Genomic DNA, 20222 nt, shown 5'->3' on the forward strand with positions numbered 1-20222 from the left:
TTTTGCCTGATTTCAGAGCTTGAAAAAATGGCGACATTATATCCGCTCTGTTGCGCAAAGCCAGACTCATCATGAAAGATTGAAATCAGGTGTTGTGCCTGATAACGCAGGACTTTTGGCTAAACCGGCCGATAACAGTTGCGAGGAGATTGGTGATAGGGAAGTGAGTGCTTTGAATCCATCGCAACGGACTTTGCAATGTTTGCAACCCCTGCTGGACAGAGGGCAGCATGAATCCACTGACATTTCTGTCAGAGGCAAGTGGCGTGGTCGGGAGGCCGAGCTGCTGCCGCTACCTGTCAGAGAACTGAGGGAAGGTGAAAAACTCAGTGCCAGTGAAGGGACTACGGCATTTGTATCCAAGTACGGCAGTTTTGTGGAAAATCAGCTTCACAATGATCTCAAAAGCAAGCCGCTGAACCAAAGAACCATTAAAAAGCTGGAAACACGTGCCACAGACCTGTTAAGAGATGTCAGAAAGCTGAATTGTAGCAGTATAGAGCTCTGGCTGGATTCCGATATGGTGGAAAAAGCGTTTGAGACTGCGACACCTTTTAAGTGGCGATCTCTTCCTTCACACGAGCAGGAGCATCTTAAGGAAGTCGTTCAGTTTCAGCTCTCTGGTCATACCGATTATCTGAGCCAATCAAAGGCTCTTGAACTTGCGGTAAAAGCAGTCGGTCATCATGAATCCATCTTCTCAACCACTATTCCCGAAACGGCCCGCTTTCTCAACAGCAAAGCAGAGGGGGGGCATACTCTTTTTCCCGGTCAGCTCAGGCTCTGGGCCGAAGAGCACTTTGATAGGGACAAAGTCCCGGGAACTCCGATAGAAGGTGATGATCTCTATATCAGTCAATACGAGATGAAGCTGATAGGTAATGCCGAGTATTACACCAACCGTGTTTCAGGTCTTCTCTCCGGTTCTCCATTGGAGCGTCTGCAGAACATCAGCTATGCCCAACAGGCTGAAGAAGCCAGAGAGCTTGCCAGGCAGCTTATCAAGACGCTGGACGCACTGGAGCGTCATTCACAAAATTTGCCTGCCCAATTGCAGCAGGCCCTTATCCATGATCTGGTGGGGCAGCTCGATGGTGTGTTGGATTTTATCGATCAGCTGGAGGTCAGTGATCAGGAGAATCCACTGGGGCCGCAGCAGTGGAAAAAGTTTAAATGTCTGGAGATGGTTTCTGCTATTAATGTTCTCAAGCGTGAAATTGAGCATGAAAGTGCACTCATCAACAACTCAGGTAAGGAAGGTCTGTTCAGCAGAAAGAAAACCAAAAAGCTGGCAGAGTTGAAGGCATTGCACCAGACGTGGAGTGACCATTTTAACCGTATTCAGGAAGGAACAGACAATGATCTTCCTCCAGCCAGAGCGAAGCTAACAGGAAGAGCTTCCCACGCTGACGCTCTGCCCGTGGTTGATGCAGAGGCTTATACAGCCTGTATATTGAAGCGGCTTGGAGAGGTGGGTCTGGATAATGCCAGGAAGAAACTGAAAGAATCACGCAGTCTGGTGCTCTCAACAGTTCAATGGGAAAAAATCACTACCCATCTGGATGTGAGGATTGAGGGGCGAACCCGGCATTATGAGAGTCAGCTGACCCCTGCTTCGCAAATGAAATGGGGAGAAGGTGCAAAAGATATCTTTGAACATTCTTATCAGGGTATGGGCAGGCCTTCGACTGAAACCAGTGAACGCTTTCATGCCGTCAATATGGCGCAATCTGAGCTGTCGACTGCAGAAAAGGGGAACAAGAAAGTTCTGTTCAAAGGGTTGCGTTCCGGAACCCTCTGTGCCTATGGGATAAAAGAAAAAGAGCCCCGACTTGCCGCAGCCAGAAACCGGGCCAGGGAGTTGGTGACGGCCGCTGTAAAACAGTTTCTGGATGATAATCCCGACTATTTGACATCGGGGCAGCCTGTTCCTTTGAAAATGCTCTCCACGTCTATGCTCAGTGCCGACAAACTGAGGCACTATCTGCATATTCATGATGATGAACTGAAGATGCAGAGAGAGCAGGTCGCCGCCCTCAAGGAAATTCAGAAAGAACTTAACGAGGGTAAGCCATTGGTCATTTCTGATGCCGACGGCGAAAAACATCAACTCAGAGTCAATATGAAGCTGGCCAACACCAATTATGGTGTCAATTCACTTTCATTGGGTGGTTTGAAGTCCGTTGTCCGTCCCTGGGGTGAGGCCAGGCGGGTCAATAATGAGGGCCTTATTGAACTGATGGGCTCTGTTGAGCAGTTTGATCCCGTAGGAGGTTGGGTAGGCGACTATCTGGCTGGCTCTGCCCCGGAGCAATCCAAGCAGGTTGTCCGTATGCTGGTTGAACAAATAAGGGATCTTCATGTTTCAGGCGACTATCGAACAGAAGGCGAAGATGCTTATAAGATGGTTGAGCGAATCCAGTTGCTGGCATTCAAGATAGGCGCGGTGGGTCATATCAATTGTAAAAGTGGTAAGGACCGAACCGGAGAAGCCGACGCCTCGATCAAGCGCTTTGCTGCCGAGGTGGAGGCCAGAGGCTATGTCCCTGATCCTCGCAAACCCGTTAGCCGGGAAGATCGCAACCTCAGTCAGGCTTTCCAGTTTGGTTCAGGTAATCTTGAATTGCAGCAAATGAATATCAACTTGCCCGGGTTCAAGACTCAGTTGAACAAAAAGCGTCTGGGTGAATTTGCTCATCAGCTTGCTCATAAAGCCCGGTTTAGAGTGAAATAGTCACCGAAGCTCTTGCGGGCTTTAAATCTGCCCACCTTTTTTTTCCGGTGCTCTACGGCGTGAGAATCTCCAACTGCCAAGCCAGGTTTCAATCACTTATGGGATCAAGCTGCACCTCAGAACCCATCAGTTTGATAGACCCTTCATTTTATTCATCTATCAGATTTTGATCTACGATTTCTATCGTCCGGATCGAAGGGGCAAAAATGCTCTCGTTAGAGTAGTCCGAATATTGCCAGGAAGACATTAAAATTAATTATCTGACCTGAATCCACCGTCACAGGATGTCGGGAGCAGTTTATGTCTTTTTTGAGTGAAGCAACGATGGCAGGATCACAGACTGGAAGGACAGGCTTTATCAGCAATGCAGCAAAGATTTCACGTAATGAGAAAATAACAGCAAAATGTTTGAAACCTTTTCATGAAATCACTGTCCAATTTGTCATTATGGTCAGAAATACTGGAAAACAACTGAGGAACCACTTAGCAAGAATTGATTAATCGGCTTATCTCAGCGTCTGTGTCTAACTGACCACTCATGCACAAATTGGAGATTACTATGATAAATGATTTTTCCTTGGCAAAGACTGATGCGAGATGGCATTCATCCCAAAATCATGGAGAGCAAACCACTTCTTCAGTGTTGCCCCTTGTGAACGTCGATTCATCGGCCTTAACACCTGGACCACAAAGTACCGGACTGCAAAGACGCTCCAGAATTGTTGCAATTGAACAGTCATGCATTCGATGCCTGCTACCCAAACCTTTTCGGTTGCATTTAGACCTTAGAGAAAATGAACGCCAGCTTGATAGCTATCGGAATAGCTTTCAAACTTATGCCGATAAGGATGAGCCTTTGGAAGCTTATCAGCGCAACAAATTGGCGTTGAGAACATTGGAGTCTAATATAGATGATAATCTTAAGTGGCCCATACGCAGTCACGATAACAGAAGATACGTCAGGCTACAGAAGAAACTTGATGAACAAATACAGAGCATAGATACGCTTTTGGAAGATAACCTGAAGCGTGCCACCCAATCATTTTCCAGTATCCACCCCCTACTAAACCTCGTCTACTCAGAACTATCTGAGTTCATTGCATTTCCCGATACGCTCTGTTCGTTGAAAGACTCATTAAAGACGTTATTTGACGAGGACCAGGCTCAACACCCTGACTCCGGTAATGCCGAGACTCTCCAGTTGATATACAGGGTTTCTTGTTTGGTCGATCAAAAGATAGAGCAAGAGCAAAAAAGATTGAATCATCTTCGCATTAATCTGCAGACGTGGGGGCAAGATAGAATACTAAGTAACTTAGAGTTTCTTAAAAATTTGAATGCAACACTGAATGACATGGCCGTCGGTAATTTGTGTCGTCACCTTGATTCACTCGACACTATGGAGTCGTTAATAGAATTTGTTGAAAATCATGAAGGATATATAAGAACCCTGTCAGATTTAAGTCATAATTTTCTTATTCAGCGTATGATAAAAACAATAGAGGATTTACCTGAAGAGCTATCCACTGAATCACTGTTTTTACTTGATAAGAAGATGAATGCTATCCGTGAAGACAGTAAAAAAATAATTCTCAAAAAGGCATCTTCTTTACTAATCAACGAGGTCGACTCATTAGCTGCCGGGATAAAGGCTTTTATCAGAGTAAGTCTTGCCGGACTGGGCGGACTGCGCAAAGATGAAGTTGCCGACAGATTATTCTATAAAATGTGCACATTTATTAAAGACTTTGATGATGCACTCCATACATTTAATAAAGTTACTGCCTTAAATTCACATTTCTCAGAACATTTTGATATCTTATATAAAAAAGTGGTATCCCAGGCAGCCAGATTTGAGCACTTTTACCAGCTCACCAAACATACCGCTTTTGATAAAGACAAGAGCACCTTTTGCCTAAAAGCTTTAGCAATAAATCCAGATCATATTGACCTCAGGAAACTTCATAAAAAAATTATTGAACAGAAAATCCATCAGCAGTTTTATAAAGCCGTAGACGCATCAAGAGAAGTTTTTATTAAAAACAGTCAGTCACGGGTTAAAAAGATTATTGACTCACAAAAAGCTAATTATCAACATCAAATTAGCACTCTAATTAGAGAACCAAGTATTCGCATTCGTTATAATGAAAAAATTGAAAAAGCTTTCGAGGAATTTTCTAAAGCTGATCTTGGTTTTCGTTACATTCTAAATCGTTATGATACAGAAAGAGTAGAAAAACCTTTAAAAAAGGCTATTACGCTTTCCTTGGAGGCTATGATAATAGCGCCCACAGACGAAATGAGAGAAAGCGCTGAAAAACTAATCGACAAGTTTTTTAATGAAACACATATGAACCCAAATACTTACCAAAGACATATACCGAGACCAAATATAATAAATACAATGATTAAAAAGATCAAAGCTAATCCAACCACAGAAAACAGATGTCAGAAGATAAAAGAAATGGCCATCGGTAATCTTAAGCGCAAGCTTGACGCTCAGGTCTTAATTAAATCCCATGAATTCGATAAAATTGTGAGCCAGAAAAAGCAAGAATTAGACAACTCATTGTCGTTGCACCATCAGAAGCTTGGCAGTTATTACTATAGCTTGGCTCAAATGAATCCTGCTGCCTGGTTTTTTCCAATAGATGGATTTTGGATGCCGTATGTGTACACTGCCCTGTTAAACCCTGAATATCCCGTCAATATGGGTAGCAGTTATTCATTTGATACCGGTGATGTGCGCGGAGATCTTTCTCCGTCTACTGTCACAGGAAATTTATCCACACCCGCTTCCGGCTTTTTAGATGATATTAATGTCGGGAATATTACAGACCAGCCACTTGATATAAGCTCTGGCTTGCATATTGCCGAGGTGGCTTCTGGATGCTCCGATGCTGTAACCGAAAACTTATCCTTGGACAGCACAAATGGCTCTTCTGGAATAAACCTGTCTATTTCAGATTCAGTCTTTGGGGACGTCCTCGATGTAGGCAGTCTGGATTTAAGCGGTCTCGGTGGCAGTCTCGATTTAGGCAGCTTCGATGTAAGCGGTCTCGATTTAGGTAGCCTCGATGTAAGCGGTCTCGGTGGCAGTCTCGATTTAGGCAGCTTCGATGTAAGCGGTCCAGATATCAGTTTCGATTTAGGTTTCTAGTAAGTATTTTCTGAGGTGGCCACATGCCAAAATATTAGATCCCTGCTCGATGTTAGAGATCAAACACTGTTTTAAAGCGAACAAATTTCGGTTTTTTTCAGGGAGGGTTATCCAGCCAGTCTTCAGGACAGTTGGATAAAGTCACAGATCATTGTGGCTGATGGTCATGTCTGGCAGTCCTCAGGCAACAATGAACCTTTGGAACTGCCCCCCCCCTAATCTGCCCAGTGCCGTAAAATACGTTGACCAATTGGCTATAGGCTGCTTGATCTGACAACCTTGGCTGTTGAAAAAAGTTCATTAAGTCTGGCATAGATAGAAAGTATTTTGCCGCGTTCTCCGAGATATGCATTCTGATGCTATCTTGACTTCAACGATGCGACGGGTTTGGCTTCACGCGAGTGAGTCTTTTTGAGACCCGCTTAGCGGAGTTCTATGTATTTTGAATTGAAATCCTCATTCAAAGATGCTGTTAAAACCGACATTGAAGCCCTGCGCAAGGGTGCTCTCAGAATCAAAAACGGGTTTAAACCAATGAATGAAGCACTGTCCCGAATGGAAGATAATGCGCTGTGTCACGACATGGCGAAGGGCCGGGAGGTCATCGACGAAATTCTTACTGCTCCGCCAGAGCAGTTGAGGCGGCGCGCCTACCTGCTCCAGCTACTGAAACGCTTCGGATGCATATACCAGGGCTGGGAACTGTACGGCGCATTCCAGGAATACATAAGTGCATCGAATTTCGGGTTGCTGCAAATTCCCACGGAGTACGTTGACTTCCTGCTGCTTTGCATCGAACGCGAGCCAGCCTCGTTCATCGAGATAGGCGTGATGTATGGAGGATTTGCGACATTTACCTCTGCGGTCCTAAGTCGATTCAATGCGGAACTTGAATATCATTGCGTGGACATTGAAGACAACTTCCGGGACTGGGATCACTACGCCCAGCGCCTCCCGCTCCGAAAGCAGGTGTCCATGACTTCCGCTGATTTTTGCGGACGGGCTTTTGACGTAGTGTTCATTGATGGTGACCATTCCTATCACGGCATGAAGCGTGACTTTATGAACCTCGGGCGGTACGCCCGCTTGTGCGGCTTCCACGATATTCATGGGACTGAATACGATCACCTCGACGGCGGCACGCGGCGTTGCTGGAACGACCTGCGGCTATCCTATCGGGAGAGGCAGCGTGTCACTGAGATCACTCATATGAACGAACAGTGGATGGGGATCGGTGTCATTGAGTTCCAGTAAACCTGCTGCGGCCATCTGTTCAGAACGTTCTGGCCACAGCAAAACGTGCCAGATCTTCCATCGCGTCACGAAACTCACTGTCAGGCAGGGCTTGCAGGCAGGTAATAGCCTTGTCAGACTGTTCTCTTGCCTTCAGGGATGTATAATTCAGCGCCCCACAGGAACGAACCGCCTCAACCACTTGATCAATCTTATCCAGACCACCCTGTTCAATGGCTTCCCTGACCAGCGCTTTCTGCTCCGGGGTGCCTTCGGAGAGAGTGAATATCAGAGGCAGGGTGGGTTTGCCTTCCGCCAGATCATCACCGAGGTTTTTTCCCATGTCTTCACTGTCGCCCTCATAATCCAGCAAGTCATCCACCAGTTGAAATGCCATGCCCAGATGATGGCCATAATCTCTCAGGGACTGCTCAACCTCGCTGTCCACACCGGAGAGGGTCGCGGCAGTATGAGTAGAAGCTTCAAACAACATGGCAGTCTTGCATCGGATGACATCCATATATTGTTCTTCTGTCACACTGGCATCGTTGATATTCATCAACTGCATGACTTCACCTTCAGCAATGATGTTGGTGGCATCAGAGAGAATCCTGAGCAGTTGCATGTTGTCCAGGCCGACCATCATCTGAAAGGCACGGGAATAGAGAAAGTCGCCCACAAGAACGCTGGGAGCATTACCCCAGAGGGCATTCACTGTGTCACGTCCCCGGCGAAGGTCAGACTGGTCCACGACATCATCGTGCAGCAGGGTTGCGGTATGGAGAAACTCGATGATAGCCGCCAGTGAGATATGATCATGTCCCCGGAAGCCTGTGGCGCGTGCAGTCAGCAGAACCAGAAGGGGTCTGAGCCGCTTGCCTCCGGACTGGATTATGTACTGGCCAATCTTGCTGACCATGACAACATCCGAATGCAGCTGTTCGGCGATGCACTGGTTAACCAGGGCAAAATCTTCGCTGACAACGGTTTGAAAGGAGTGCTTGTTGCGTTCAGGCATATGGCTGCTGCAGAGATTGGCAAATCGAGCATCCTAGGTAGTGGCCGCCTGACTGTCAATAGCTGTATGACTTCAGTGCTTGTTTCATGGGTATAATCTCTGGGAGTATCGTAGACAAATCGGGGTTGCCAGTCGGGTTGCAATTCCTTAGAATTTGCGCCCCTGTCTAACAATCTGGCTGAGAATCCGGGCGGCGGTCCATTTTGTCATGCTTTTGGGCTCTGTTTTCAGAGCTGACCAGAGGCTTATGCGGCGCAGCCCATCTGGAAGTGATGATCAGATAGACGTAGATAGTATTGAAAATTCCGGTCAGAGTACCTTGGCTTTATTCTTTTGAATGAGTCCTGATCTCGCCGGATGCCTTTGACAAAGAGGCTATTTAGGATTTTCGGAGATAAATATGTACGCAGTTATCAAAACTGGCGGCAAGCAGTACCGTGTTGCTGAAGGCACAACCCTGAAGGTTGAAAAGCTGGACGTAGTGGCAGGTGAGAGTCTGGATATCAGTGATGTACTGCTGGTAGCCAACGGAGAAGAAGTCAAAATTGGCGCTCCTGTTGTTGAGGGTGCCAAGGTTACTGCTGAAGTTGTAGCTCATGGTCGTGGTCCAAAGATCAAGATCATCAAGTTCAAGCGTCGTAAGCACCACCGCAAGCAAATGGGCCACCGTCAGTGGTTCACTGAGCTGAAAATTACCGGCATTGCTGGCTAATTCAGGCCTTTAAAAGGCATGGCTGATGGGCTGGAAGCAGTTCGTTAAATACTTCTAAGGTCTGCATCTGGTGTGGTAGCCGGCTGTTGGACCGAGCTAAAAGGAGAGCAGCATGGCTCACAAAAAAGCGGGTGGTTCTACTCGTAACGGTCGCGATTCAGAAAGTAAACGCCTTGGCGTTAAGCGTTTCGGCGGTCAGGTCGTCAGCGCAGGTAACATCCTGGTTCGACAACGTGGTACCCGATTCCACGCGGGTGAGAATGTCGGCATTGGCAAGGATCACACTCTGTTCGCCAAGGCTGATGGCAAGGTTGTTTTTGAGGTTAAAGGTCCTCAGAAGCGTAAGTACGTTCGCATCGAAGCTGCGTAACAGTACTTCTGGTGTTCGCCCCCCTGTTGAGGGTGACGCCATAGAAAAGCCCCGCTTTTTGGCGGGGCTTTCTTGTATGTGCGTAAAGTGATTTGAGTGGTGTAGACTCCTGAGGTTGAGTGTCTGGAGGTCAATGCTTTTCTTTTGCTGTGGGCATCTGGTTGAGTATTTATCTGCAGGTATTGACCGTTTGAAGTCATTGCTGCGGGAGGTTTTGAATGAAGTTTGTTGATGAAGCCACCATCAAAGTTCAGGCTGGCAAAGGTGGCAATGGCTGCCTGAGTTTCAGGCGTGAAAAATACGTTGCCAAGGGTGGACCGGACGGTGGTGATGGTGGTGACGGTGGCAGCATCTATGTGGTTGCAGAGAATGACCTGAACACGCTGGTGGATTATCGTTATCAGCGCAGTTATAAGGCAGAAAGTGGCGAAGCGGGTCGTGGTCGCAACTGTTCCGGTGCCAAGGGGCAGGATTTAGAATTGCCGGTACCTGTAGGCACTACGGTTGTGGATGATGAAACAGAAGAAGTGATGGGTGATCTGACTCACGTGGGCCAGAAACTACTGGTAGCCCAGGGGGGGTGGCACGGTCTGGGTAACACCCGTTTTAAATCCAGCGTCAACCGTGCTCCGAGGCAGACTACCAAAGGTTCTCTGGGTGAAGAGCGTTCGCTTCGACTGGAACTCAAGGTTATTGCCGACGTGGGTCTACTGGGTATGCCCAATGCAGGTAAGTCCACCTTTATTCGCTCAGTCTCTCAGGCTAAGCCGAAAGTGGCAGACTATCCCTTTACCACACTGGTGCCTAACCTGGGTGTAGTGAGTGTGGAGAAACATCGCAGTTTTGTTATTGCTGATATTCCCGGTCTGATTGAGGGTGCCGCTGAAGGTGCTGGCTTGGGGATTCGATTCCTGAAACATCTTTCACGTTGTCGTGTACTCCTGCATTTGGTTGATGTGGCTCCATTTAATGAGAGCGATCCTGTACATGTTGCTAATGCCATTGTGGATGAATTGAAACGTTTTAGTCCTGCCCTGGCTGAGCGTGAGCGATGGTTGGTATTGAACAAGCTCGACCTGTTGCCGGAAGATCAGCAGAAGAGAGTCTGTGATCAGGTGATCTCAGAACTGGGTTGGGAAGGTCCTGTTTATAAGATTTCTGCAATCTCTTCCCGGGGCACAGAAAAGCTGGCTCAGGACCTGATGACTTACATTGAAGAACGTAATCTTCAGGAAAGCGAAGATGCAGAAATGGCCGCTCAGGAAGCAGAGGTTCGTCACAAGCTGGAACAAGAGGCTCGCAGGCGAATGCGCGAGCTGGCAGAAGAGAGAAGGCAGCAGCGTCTGGCCAGAAAGGCTGAAAAAGCGGCTCGAGACGATGATGATCATGACGACGATGATGACGTTGAAGTGTTCTACGCACCCTGATCTTAAAGAAGAGAGCGCAGGAGAGTAGCATGAGTGAGCGTAGCAGACTGAAAACAGCCCGGCGCTGGGTGGTCAAAATAGGCAGCGCCCTGTTAACGGATGAAGGACGTGGTCTGGCCGTTGAACAGATTGATGGTTGGGTTGATCAGTTGTGCGAACTGCGTAGACAGGGCATTGAGCTGGTTCTGGTATCATCCGGGGCGGTAGCGGCAGGTATGGAAAAGCTTGGGAAAAAGCAGCGGCCGAGTGCTCTGAATGAGCTTCAGGCTGCTGCTGCTGTGGGTCAGACGCGACTGGTTCAAACTTGGGAAAGCAGTTTTCAGAGGCATGATGTTCAACCAGCCCAAGTGCTGCTGACTCACGCTGATCACAGTAATCGTCAACGATATCTGAATGCTCGCAGTGCCCTGAGGACGTTGCTCGATATGGGGGTGGTGCCCGTCGTTAATGAGAACGATACCGTTGTGACCGATGAGATTCGATTTGGTGATAACGATACCCTCGGTGCACTGGTGGCCAATCTGGTGGAGGCCGATGTTCTGGTGATTCTGACGGATCAGAATGGTTTGTATACAGAAGATCCTCGTAAAAACCCCGCTGCGAGATTGATGAATGAGGCCAGAGCCCTTGATCCTGTTTTGGATGCTATGGCGGGTGGTGTCAGCGGTCGTCTGGGTCGCGGTGGTATGCAAACCAAGCTTCGGGCAGCTCGTCAGGCTGCGGCTTCTGGTGCGGCAACAGTCATCGTCGGTGGGAAGATTGAGAATGTCATCCGTCGTCTTTTTGAGCAGGAAGTTCTGGGTACTTTGCTCACGCCGGATCATGAACGAATGGCTGCTCGCAAGCAGTGGTTGCAGGGGCATATGCAGACTTCAGGTAAGCTGATGCTGGATGCGGGTGCAGTGAATGTGCTTAAAAATCAGGGCAAAAGCCTTCTTGCTGTCGGGGTAAAGGCTGTAGAGGGGCGCTTCCTCCGCGGGGAGATGGTGGCCTGTGTCGATGAGTCCGGCCATGAAGTGGCTCGTGGTTTGATCAATTATGGTTCAGATGATGCCAGGAAAATTATTGGTAAACCCAGTCACAGGATTGGTGAATTGCTAGGTTATTCGGGAGAGCCTGAGCTTTTGCATCGAGATAATATGGTGCTTGCAGGGCATTGAGCCAGTTATGGGGTCTATGGGACCAGATCGTAACTTATTTTGAAAGTAGACTTCATGATCTGATCCCGGTTTTCACACTTTTATTCCTGTTTGTTTTTTCTCCACAGAAAGGATGATGCTTTTGCCAAGTGTTTGCCCAGCCAGGCAGTATGGCTGGCAATCAATCCTGATTGTTTGGCAGCCCAGAGAATCAGGAAAAAGTTGGAGGCGACAAATTTTTTGCCGTAGTAAGGCCAGTTTTTGGCACTGATGGCGCTGTGTTTCCTATTGTATTTGAAAATGGGGATACAGTCTTCCAGAGGGGAGCCTGTCAAACTTTCAAAGATAATGTTAAAGGCAGCCTGACCAAATGAAACACCCAGAGCGCTTCTTGCGCCCATGCCTAAATATTTGGCCGCTGCCATTTTGATGGAGCTGAAGGTAAATGCAGAGACTGCGACTTGTTGGCTCAGAACAGCCCATGAGGTGGTTGCTACAGTGTTATAATCTGTGCCTTCCGTGTGTAACTTCTGATACTCCTCTTTTACTGTCTCTAAAGCATAGCCTCCGGTATCCCAATCGTCTTGAAACTCGGCGCCCTTGTTTTGTTGGTAAAGAAGGTTTGCCTGAGCAATGATGCCGGCGGTATTCAGTGTCAAGATAGTCAGTGAATTCCAGATGCCTGTTTGGTGAAACGAAATACCCAGAGCGAGTGCCATAACGTAGTAAATGGTGTATTCAGAGGCACCGGCTGCACCGAATGCCAGAGGTGGAAGCAGGAGGAGCATGCCGGTATTTTTGCTCATATAATCGCTGATTCCACTATTGGTCAGGCCGGAATCTTTTTGTTCGGAGGCTTGAGCATTCCTGGAGTCCATGAAAACCTCTTTTGCGTTCTCCATGGCGATAGTTCGGTAAAGGAACTGATTGTCGCCCCTGGCGAATGTCTCGAACGACGCGTGAGTCTTGGTAACAGCATCTGCGATCTTCCGGAAGAACTCATGATCGCTTTCGGTCGGAGTAGGGTGATTGCCAATTTTGGCTATCTGCATGATCTTTGTGATCTCGCCGGTGCAGACGACTTTTGGAAGTGTGGGGTAATCAGACACCGTCTCTTGTACGATTGCAGCAGCCTCGACGGGGTTTATTTTGTAGGCGAATTTGGCTATTCCCATCTCGGTAATTACCTCAGTCGATGTGCCTTTTGGGGCGCAAAATACCAAAGTGAATTCCTGTGGAGCGGGCGTCGCATAAGAGAGCGTTGCTGTCAGGCAGCTGAAAGCGAGCAAGAGTAACGAATAAACATACCGCATGATTAAGATCCTCGTTGAGAGGGGGTAGAAAGAAACAATGCGGAAGTATAGTTGTGAATTTAAAGTTTCAATTTGTAAAGGCATAAAAAAAGCCGGTAAAAAACCGGCCTTTTTGTAATGCCCTTGCTACGCGGGGCTAACAATTATGCAGACAGAGCTTTGATCTGTGCATTCAGGCGGCTCTTGTGACGAGCAGCCTTGTTTTTGTGGATGATGCCTTTGTCGGCCATGCGGTCGATCACTGGCACAGCCGCGATGTATTCAGTTTTAGCCAGTTCAATGTCTTTGGCTTCGATGGCGCGAACTACTTTCTTGATGGAAGTACGAACCATGGAGCGCAGGGAAGCATTGTGATTACGACGCTTCTCAGCCTGACGGGCGCGCTTCTTGGCGGATGGAGAGTTAGCCATTTGTGGTGCTCCTAAGAATCTTGATTAACCGTTTGCACTGTCTTTAAACAGGGCTGCTTCGGGCACCCTGTTGGGAGTATGGTGTTTGCCGCGTCACCGACGAATCCCCCGGGCAAGGGCTTCACCAGTGCCATACCCATACAGTCGAGTCGCGGAATCATGCCTATTTGAACAAGGGTTGTCAATAAGGCTTCTTGACGCTTTGGCACGCAAACCCGCATCATGCTGTTATTAACTTTGACAACTCAGTACTATCGCCAGTTTTTGATCGTTTGAGCAACCTGAATGTCCATAGAGAACCTATCAGAGAGCCCTCAGAAGAGTGAAGATGAGGATAAAACGCCCGGTTTGTTGAGATCGAGTGTGGTTGTGGGAATGATGACCATGCTTTCCAGAGTGTTGGGGTTGGCCAGAGATGTAGTCATTGCAGGGTACTTTGGTTCTACTTCGTCAGCAGATGCATTCTTTGTAGCCTTCAAGATTCCAAATTTTCTTCGTCGGCTGTTTGCTGAGGGCGCTTTTTCCCAGGCATTTGTACCAGTGTTGTCAGAGTATCGTAGTAAACGCAGCTTTGAAGAGGTGCGCTATCTGCTCAGTCGGGTCAGTGGTACTCTGACGGTTTTGCTGCTGCTGGTGACTCTGGTCTGTATGCTGGCCTCTCCCCTTTTAATCCGCCTGTTTGCTCCGGGTTTTGTTGATTACCCTGAAAAGCTGCTGCTGGCTGAAGAGATGCTGAGGATTACTTTTCCCTATCTTTTGCTGATATCGCTGACTGCTCTGGCGGGCTCCATACTGAATAGTTACAACCGGTTTGCGGTACCTGCCTTTACCCCGGTCCTGCTGAATCTCAGTCTGATTGGCTCAACTGTCTTCCTGTCACAATGGTTTGATGAGCCTGTCATGGCTCTGGCCTGGGGGGTTGTGATTGCCGGTGCGTCACAGTTGTTGCTGCAAATTCCTTTTTTACTGCAGATTCACCTGCTGCCTGCCCCCGGGTGGGGACATAAGCACGAAGGTGTGAGGCGAATCGTAAAACTGATGATTCCGGCGTTATTCGGGGTATCCGTCAGTCAGATCAACTTGTTGCTGGATACGGTGCTGGCATCTTTTCTGGAAACCGGAAGTGTTTCCTGGCTTTATTACTCTGACCGCCTGTCAGAACTGCCGCTGGGTGTTTTTGGTATCGCCATTGCCACAGTGATTCTTCCGAGCCTCTCTCGCAAGCATGCTGATGACGCCGGAGATCAGTTTTCCAAAACCCTGGATTGGGCTATTCGTCTTGTCCTGTTGATTGGCGTTCCAGCGGGCATTGCGCTGTTCATATTGTCAGAGCCTCTGCTGGCAACATTATTTGATTACGGTGAGATGCAGAACCGGGATGTGGTGATGGCGGGTATGAGTCTGCGGGCTTATTCTCTGGGTTTGATCGCCTTTATGTTGATCAAGGTGCTTGCGCCAGGCTACTTTGCCCGTCAGGATACCAAGACTCCGGTCAAGATTGCCATTATCGCGATGGTGGCCAATATGGCTCTTAATCTGATGTTGGTTTTCTGGCTGAAACATGCTGGTCTGGCTCTGGCTACCACTTTGTCTGCCTTCTTGAATGCCGGGTTATTGTTGTGGGGGTTAAAACGTTCCGGAGTATTCACTCCTGAATCGGGGTGGTGGTTATTCTGTGGGCGTCTGATCTTTGCCAATCTTGCAATGGCGCTGCTATTGGTCTGGATGGCGGGGGAGGCTGTCTGGTGGTTGGATGCCACGCTCTGGCAGAGAGTGTCTGAAATGGCGAAAGTGGTTGGTGCCGGACTTGCTGTTTACGCAGCGGCACTCTTGGTCATGGGATTGCGCCCTGCTCAATTCAGACATTAAAGACCAGGGTCCGGCGGACAGCTTGTTATTGTCTGCCAGATTTCCTTTTAGCAGTTTCATGAGCGAAATATTCAATCCCGGAAAAAAGAGCAGCGATTTGATGAATATGGCTCTTAAGTCCATAACGCACCTGAGATATAATCCCTGCCTTTGCCAGCCTAACAGAGAATAAACCGCCCAATGCAGTTGATTCGCGGAATGCACAATATCAGACCGGAGCATCGCGCCTGTGTTGCGACTATTGGTAATTTTGATGGTGTTCATCTGGGGCACCGCACTATCCTGGAGACACTGCGGCAGCAAGCCTTCGAGTTGGGCGTCAGGGTCTGCGTGATCACTTTTGAACCTCAGCCCCGGGAATATTTTCAGGGCGGTCAGGCGCCGCCGAGGCTTTCCAACCTGAGAGAAAAACTGACGCTTCTGGAAGAGGCCGGTGTTGAACAGGTATTGTGCCTGCCTTTTAATCAGAAGCTGCAAAACCTTACGCCAGATGATTTTGTTATGAAGGTGCTGGTGGATGGGCTGGACATACGCTACCTGATAGTGGGAGATGATTTCCGTTACGGACTGAAACGGCAGGGAAATTTTGCGCACCTGAGAAAGATGGGCGATCAGTTCGGGTTTGAGGTGTGCGATACCCGAACGGTATCCATGGATATGGATCGTATCAGTAGTACCCGGATCCGTCAGCAGTTGGCGAATGTGAGTCTGAGTGCAGCAGAAAAATTGTTAGGGCGTCCCTTCACCATGATGGGGCGTGTTATCAAAGGTCGGCAGCTGGGTAGGCAGCTGGGTTTTCCAACAGCCAATATACGTGTCTGCAGGCGGACGCTGCCCATACAGGGAGTGTTTGCAGTCAGGGTGTTGTTCGATGGCCGAAGCCACGATGCGGTAGCGAATCTGGGTGTCAGGCCCACATTGGAGGCTAAGCGTGCCATGCTGGAGGTGCATCTTCTGGATTACCAGGGAGACCTTTATGGCCACACTCTGCGGGTTGAGTTTATTAAGAAAATCCGTGATGAGAAAAAGTTTGAATCGCTGGATGCCCTCAAGGCAGCGATTACCGATGATGTAAAAGCAGCAAGAAGCTTCTTTCATCAATAAGCCAGATTGAAAAACCTGTTTCATGAACGCTTAGATGGAACAGGTCGTGAGAAGATTGCCGGGAACGTCGTTCGGAACCTCCGAACGAGTTTCTTAAAACAGTTTGGGATGACGATTGATGGGCATGTGTGTCTGGCCCGCAAGACGTGTGATGATGAGATCCAACTATGACCGACTATAAGCATACATTGAACTTGCCGGAGACTGATTTCCCAATGCGTGGAAATCTGGCCAAGCGTGAGCCTGAAATGCTCAAGCGCTGGTACGACGAGGCGCTTTATGAAGAAATTCGCAAGGTATCTGAAGGTCGTGAAAAGTTCATTCTGCATGATGGCCCTCCTTATGCCAATGGCGATATTCATATCGGTCACGCGGTCAATAAAATCATTAAGGACATGATCATCAAGTCCAAAACCCTGAGCGGTTTTGATGCGCCCTATGTGCCGGGCTGGGACTGCCACGGTCTGCCGATTGAGCACAAAGTGGAAGGTATGCTGGGCAAAGCGGGTGATAAGGTTGATTTTAAAACTTTCCGTGCCAAATGCCGTGATTACGCCAGCAAACAGGTTAATGGTCAACGTGAAGACTTTAAGCGCATGGGCATTCTGGGTGCCTGGGATAAGCCCTATCTGACCATGGATTTCCAGACCGAAGCCGACATAATTCGAGCCCTGGGTAAAATAGCCGACAACGGTCATCTGGTGAAAGGTTATAAGCCTGTTTACTGGAGTGTGGCCGGAGGTTCTGCATTGGCTGAGGCTGAAGTGGAATACCAGGAAAAAACGTCCACCCAGATTGATGTGCGTTATGCCGCTCTTGATGATGCTGACCTGCTGTCTGCATTTGATTTTGACAGTGAAGAGCAAGGTGAAGGGGAGGTAGCTGTTGTCATCTGGACAACAACGCCATGGACTTTGCCATCTTCTCAGGCGGTGACACTGGGAGCTGAATTGGGTTATGCCCTGATTCAGTGTCAGGTAAACGGTCAGCCTGCACGACTGATTCTTGGCGAGCAGTTGGTTGAGTCAGCCATGCAGCGTTATGGCATTGAAGACTACACCATGATTGCCCGTAGCCCGGGCGTCCGGTTGGAAGGCAAAAAAGTTGCCCACCCATTCTACAAGCGTGAAATCCCACTGATCCTGGGTGATCACGTCACAACCGACGCTGGTACCGGCTGTGTTCATACTGCACCTGACCACGGTGTGGATGACTTTAATGTTGGTAAAAAATACGGCATTGGCACTCTGAACTACCTGGATGATGCCGGTGTTTATCGCAGCCACGTTGAACAGTTTGCTGGTGAACACGTTTACAAGGTTGATCCAAAGGTTGTCGAAGCGGTCGAAGGTAATGGTCGTTTGCTGGCTCAGGCCAAAATGGTGCACAGCTATCCACACTGCTGGAGAACCAAAACGCCTTTGATTTTCCGGGCTACACCTCAATGGTTTATCAGCATGGAAAAAGAAGGTCTGCTGAATACCGCCATGAAGTCACTGGATAACGTCAAGTTCACTCCGGACTGGGGCCGTAACCGTATGGAGTCCATGCTGGGTCAGAGCCCCGACTGGTGTATTTCTCGTCAGCGTACCTGGGGGGTGCCCATTGCTCTGTTTATTCACAAGGAAACCGAAGAGCTGCACCCGGATACTTCTGCCCTGATTGAAAAAGTGGCCTTGAAAGTCGAGCGTGAAGGTATGGATGCCTGGTTTGATCTGGAGCTTTCTGACCTCTTAACAGCGGAAGACGCTGAACATTACGTGAAGGTGACAGACACTCTGGACGTCTGGTTTGATTCCGGCGTCACTCATTATTCTGTGCTGGATCGTCGCAAGGGCCTGCATTCACCTGCAGATATTTATGTAGAGGGTTCTGACCAGCATCGTGGCTGGTTCCAGTCATCCCTGAAGACCGGTATTGCTACCAAAGGAGTGCCTCCCTATAAGCAGCTCCTGACTCATGGTTTCACGGTGGATGCCAATGGTCGCAAGATGTCCAAGTCTCTGGGTAATGTCATTGCTCCCCAGAAGGTATTCAAGTCACTGGGCGCCGATATTCTGCGCCTCTGGGTCTCTGCAACTGACTACACCGCAGAAATGACCGTATCTGATGAAATTCTCAAGCGTACGGCAGACAGCTATCGTCGTATTCGAAACACGGCTCGTTTTCTGCTATCTAACCTGAACGGTTTTAACCCTGAAACTGACACTGTGGCCCGGGACGATATGCTGTCTCTGGATCGCTGGGCAGTGGATCGAGCCATGAAATTGCAGGAAGAAGTCATTGACGCTTATGACAGCTACAATTTTCTGAATGTTTACCAGAAAGTCCATAATTTCTGCTCTCTGGATCTGGGCGGTTTCTATCTGGATATTATCAAGGATCGTCAATATACAACGCAGTCAGATAGTCTGGCGCGTCGAAGCTGTCAGACCGCTATGTTCCATATCGTTGAAGCGTTTGCCCGTTGGATAGCGCCTATCACCAGTTTTACAGCTGATGAGATCTGGCAGGCTATTCCTGGTCTGCGCAGCAAGTCTGTTCTGCTGGAAACCTGGTATGAAAACCTGATAAGTCTTGAGGGTGATGAGTTGGGTGCTGAATACTGGAACTCCGTCATGACCGTGAAACACGCTGTTAACAAGGCTCTTGAAGATGCTCGAAAAGGTGACCGTAATGAAAGTGTGATCGGTGGCGGACTTGAAGCAGAAATAACCTTGTTTGCCAATGAAGAACTGCTCGAAACACTGGGCAAGCTTGGCGATGAACTGCGCTTTGTCCTGATTACTTCCAAGGCTGAACTGAAGCCTCTTTGTGAAGCTATTAATGCCGTGGATACCGATGTTGATGGTCTGAAGGTGGCTGTTCGCAAGTCAGAGCATGAGAAGTGTGTTCGTTGCTGGCACCGTCGTGAAGACGTTGGCACTATCGAAGCTCACAAAACACTCTGTGGCCGTTGTGTTGATAATGTTGATGGTGAAGGTGAAGTAAGGAAGTTTGCCTGATTGATCATCATGAGTCAGAAATGCCCGATACAGTTCGGGCATTTTTTCACTCACTGGTGCTCCATTTTTTGACTGCAAGAACAGTCAACCAGAGAAGGAATACTAAGTTCCTCGAGTTATAGGCTTAGAGCTTTATCTTATATTTCGGTTTGTAACCATATCGACGTTTATACGACTCGGCATAAGATTTAACTGGGACTCACTAAGACAGATTAAAAGGGCCTCAACGGTATGAGAAAAAATTCCTGGGGAATGCTCCACTGGTTGTGGATCAGTGGAGTGGTTCTGATTCTGGATCAGCTGGTCAAGCATCGGGTAGTGGACAGTTTATATCTTTATGAGCAGGTGCCTGTCATCCCATCCTTTTTCTCACTGACTCTGGCCTATAATACCGGCGCTGCTTTTAGTTTTCTGAGTGATCAAGGGGGCTGGCAACGGTGGTTTTTTGTGGGAGTGGCATCGGTTGTCAGTCTGATGCTGGTCATCTGGCTTGCCCGAATGAAAAAAGATGAAAGATGGCAGGCATGTTCCATGGCTCTGATACTGGGAGGTGCACTGGGCAATCTTTATGACCGGTTCATGAATGGTTACGTCGTGGATTTCTTGCTGGTGTATTATGACGGCTGGTATTTTCCATCCTTCAATCTGGCGGATATGGCCATTACCTCCGGTGCTGCGATGTTGATTCTGGATATTTTCCGGCCTCAACACAACAGTCATAGCTGAAA

14 protein-coding genes are annotated in these 20222 nt (G+C 48.4%); 11 read left to right on the forward strand and 3 right to left on the reverse strand.

The genetic code is table 11. The features are described from left to right. Positions 1 to 115 precede the first annotated feature (115 nt). The 3 genes from KBW69_RS07250 to KBW69_RS07260 all read left to right on the forward strand — a co-directional run bounded on the left by KBW69_RS07250 (position 116) and on the right by KBW69_RS07260 (position 7148). Entirely contained in the window at positions 116 to 2734 is a 2619-nt protein-coding gene (locus tag KBW69_RS07250) for an inositol phosphate phosphatase SopB (protein ID WP_257275325.1), read from the forward strand. Between the two features lie 559 nt (positions 2735 to 3293). Then, entirely contained in the window at positions 3294 to 5894 is a 2601-nt protein-coding gene (locus KBW69_RS07255) for a hypothetical protein (RefSeq protein WP_257280460.1), read from the forward strand. Between the two features lie 435 nt (positions 5895 to 6329). Further along, positions 6330 to 7148 carry a class I SAM-dependent methyltransferase gene (locus KBW69_RS07260; protein WP_257280461.1) on the forward strand — a complete coding sequence of 273 codons (819 nt, stop codon included), beginning with the start codon at positions 6330 to 6332 and terminating at the stop codon, positions 7146 to 7148. A 19-nt stretch (positions 7149 to 7167) separates the two neighbouring features. Here the strand turns inward: KBW69_RS07260 and ispB are convergent, their stop codons facing one another. After that, complete coding sequence (gene ispB / locus KBW69_RS07265; protein ID WP_257280462.1) at positions 7168 to 8145, reverse strand: octaprenyl diphosphate synthase; 978 nt, start codon at positions 8143 to 8145, stop codon at positions 7168 to 7170. Between the two features lie 400 nt (positions 8146 to 8545). On the opposite strand from ispB, the gene rplU reads away from it, so the two are divergent. The 4 genes from rplU (at position 8546) to proB (ending at position 11814) form a co-directional block, all read left to right on the forward strand. Further along, the gene (gene rplU / locus KBW69_RS07270) at positions 8546 to 8857 is read left to right on the forward strand and encodes a 50S ribosomal protein L21 (protein WP_257274520.1); all 312 of its coding nucleotides are present in this window, start codon (positions 8546 to 8548) and stop codon (positions 8855 to 8857) included. Between the two features lie 112 nt (positions 8858 to 8969). Further along, positions 8970 to 9227, forward strand: coding sequence for a 50S ribosomal protein L27 (rpmA, locus tag KBW69_RS07275; protein WP_257274522.1), 258 nt, complete (start codon positions 8970 to 8972; stop codon positions 9225 to 9227). Between the two features lie 218 nt (positions 9228 to 9445). After that, on the forward strand, positions 9446 to 10654 hold the full coding sequence (gene cgtA, locus KBW69_RS07280) for an Obg family GTPase CgtA (RefSeq protein WP_257280463.1): 1209 nt from the start codon (positions 9446 to 9448) through the stop codon (positions 10652 to 10654). Positions 10655 to 10683: 29 nt separating this feature from the next. Then, positions 10684 to 11814 carry a glutamate 5-kinase gene (gene proB, locus KBW69_RS07285; protein ID WP_257274524.1) on the forward strand — a complete coding sequence of 377 codons (1131 nt, stop codon included), beginning with the start codon at positions 10684 to 10686 and terminating at the stop codon, positions 11812 to 11814. 80 nt (positions 11815 to 11894) lie between these two features. On the opposite strand, the gene KBW69_RS07290 is transcribed toward proB, so the two are convergent. Beyond that, the gene (locus tag KBW69_RS07290; RefSeq protein WP_257280464.1) at positions 11895 to 13106 is read right to left on the reverse strand and encodes a hypothetical protein; all 1212 of its coding nucleotides are present in this window, start codon (positions 13104 to 13106) and stop codon (positions 11895 to 11897) included. Between the two features lie 143 nt (positions 13107 to 13249). Next, entirely contained in the window at positions 13250 to 13516 is a 267-nt protein-coding gene (rpsT, locus tag KBW69_RS07295; protein WP_257255220.1) for a 30S ribosomal protein S20, read from the reverse strand. Between the two features lie 285 nt (positions 13517 to 13801). Here rpsT and murJ point away from each other — a divergent pair, with 285 nt between their 5' ends. The 4 genes from murJ (at position 13802) to lspA (ending at position 20220) form a co-directional block, all read left to right on the forward strand. Beyond that, entirely contained in the window at positions 13802 to 15385 is a 1584-nt protein-coding gene (gene murJ, locus KBW69_RS07300; RefSeq protein ID WP_257280465.1) for a murein biosynthesis integral membrane protein MurJ, read from the forward strand. A 180-nt stretch (positions 15386 to 15565) separates the two neighbouring features. Continuing rightward, positions 15566 to 16489, forward strand: a complete 924-nt coding sequence (gene ribF / locus KBW69_RS07305) for a bifunctional riboflavin kinase/FAD synthetase (protein ID WP_257255218.1) — start codon at positions 15566 to 15568, stop codon at positions 16487 to 16489. A gap of 167 nt (positions 16490 to 16656) precedes the next feature. Continuing rightward, a complete protein-coding gene (gene ileS, locus KBW69_RS07310) occupies positions 16657 to 19494 on the forward strand; it encodes an isoleucine--tRNA ligase (RefSeq protein ID WP_257255217.1) in 2838 nt (945 codons plus the stop codon). A gap of 231 nt (positions 19495 to 19725) precedes the next feature. After that, entirely contained in the window at positions 19726 to 20220 is a 495-nt protein-coding gene (gene lspA / locus KBW69_RS07315) for a signal peptidase II (protein ID WP_257255216.1), read from the forward strand. Positions 20221 to 20222 lie beyond the last annotated feature (2 nt).

The sequence above is a fragment of the Endozoicomonas sp. ISHI1 genome, from assembly GCF_024606225.1.
Taxonomy (GTDB): domain Bacteria; phylum Pseudomonadota; class Gammaproteobacteria; order Pseudomonadales; family Endozoicomonadaceae; genus Endozoicomonas_A.

Excerpts from the sequence above, each read along its gene's own strand:
- KBW69_RS07260 (WP_257280461.1), top strand. The coding sequence starts at position 6,330 with ATGTATTTTGAATTGAAATCCTCATTCAAAGATGCTGTTAAAACCGAC.
- lspA (WP_257255216.1), top strand. The coding sequence starts at position 19,726 with ATGAGAAAAAATTCCTGGGGAATGCTCCACTGGTTGTGGATCAGTGGA.
- KBW69_RS07255 (WP_257280460.1), top strand. The coding sequence starts at position 3,294 with ATGATAAATGATTTTTCCTTGGCAAAGACTGATGCGAGATGGCATTCA.
- cgtA (WP_257280463.1), top strand. The coding sequence starts at position 9,446 with ATGAAGTTTGTTGATGAAGCCACCATCAAAGTTCAGGCTGGCAAAGGT.
- ileS (WP_257255217.1), top strand. The coding sequence starts at position 16,657 with ATGACCGACTATAAGCATACATTGAACTTGCCGGAGACTGATTTCCCA.
- murJ (WP_257280465.1), top strand. The coding sequence starts at position 13,802 with ATGTCCATAGAGAACCTATCAGAGAGCCCTCAGAAGAGTGAAGATGAG.
- ispB (WP_257280462.1), bottom strand. The coding sequence starts at position 8,145 with ATGCCTGAACGCAACAAGCACTCCTTTCAAACCGTTGTCAGCGAAGAT.
- rpsT (WP_257255220.1), bottom strand. The coding sequence starts at position 13,516 with ATGGCTAACTCTCCATCCGCCAAGAAGCGCGCCCGTCAGGCTGAGAAG.
- rplU (WP_257274520.1), top strand. The coding sequence starts at position 8,546 with ATGTACGCAGTTATCAAAACTGGCGGCAAGCAGTACCGTGTTGCTGAA.
- proB (WP_257274524.1), top strand. The coding sequence starts at position 10,684 with ATGAGTGAGCGTAGCAGACTGAAAACAGCCCGGCGCTGGGTGGTCAAA.
- rpmA (WP_257274522.1), top strand. The coding sequence starts at position 8,970 with ATGGCTCACAAAAAAGCGGGTGGTTCTACTCGTAACGGTCGCGATTCA.
- KBW69_RS07290 (WP_257280464.1), bottom strand. The coding sequence starts at position 13,106 with ATGCGGTATGTTTATTCGTTACTCTTGCTCGCTTTCAGCTGCCTGACA.
- ribF (WP_257255218.1), top strand. The coding sequence starts at position 15,566 with ATGCAGTTGATTCGCGGAATGCACAATATCAGACCGGAGCATCGCGCC.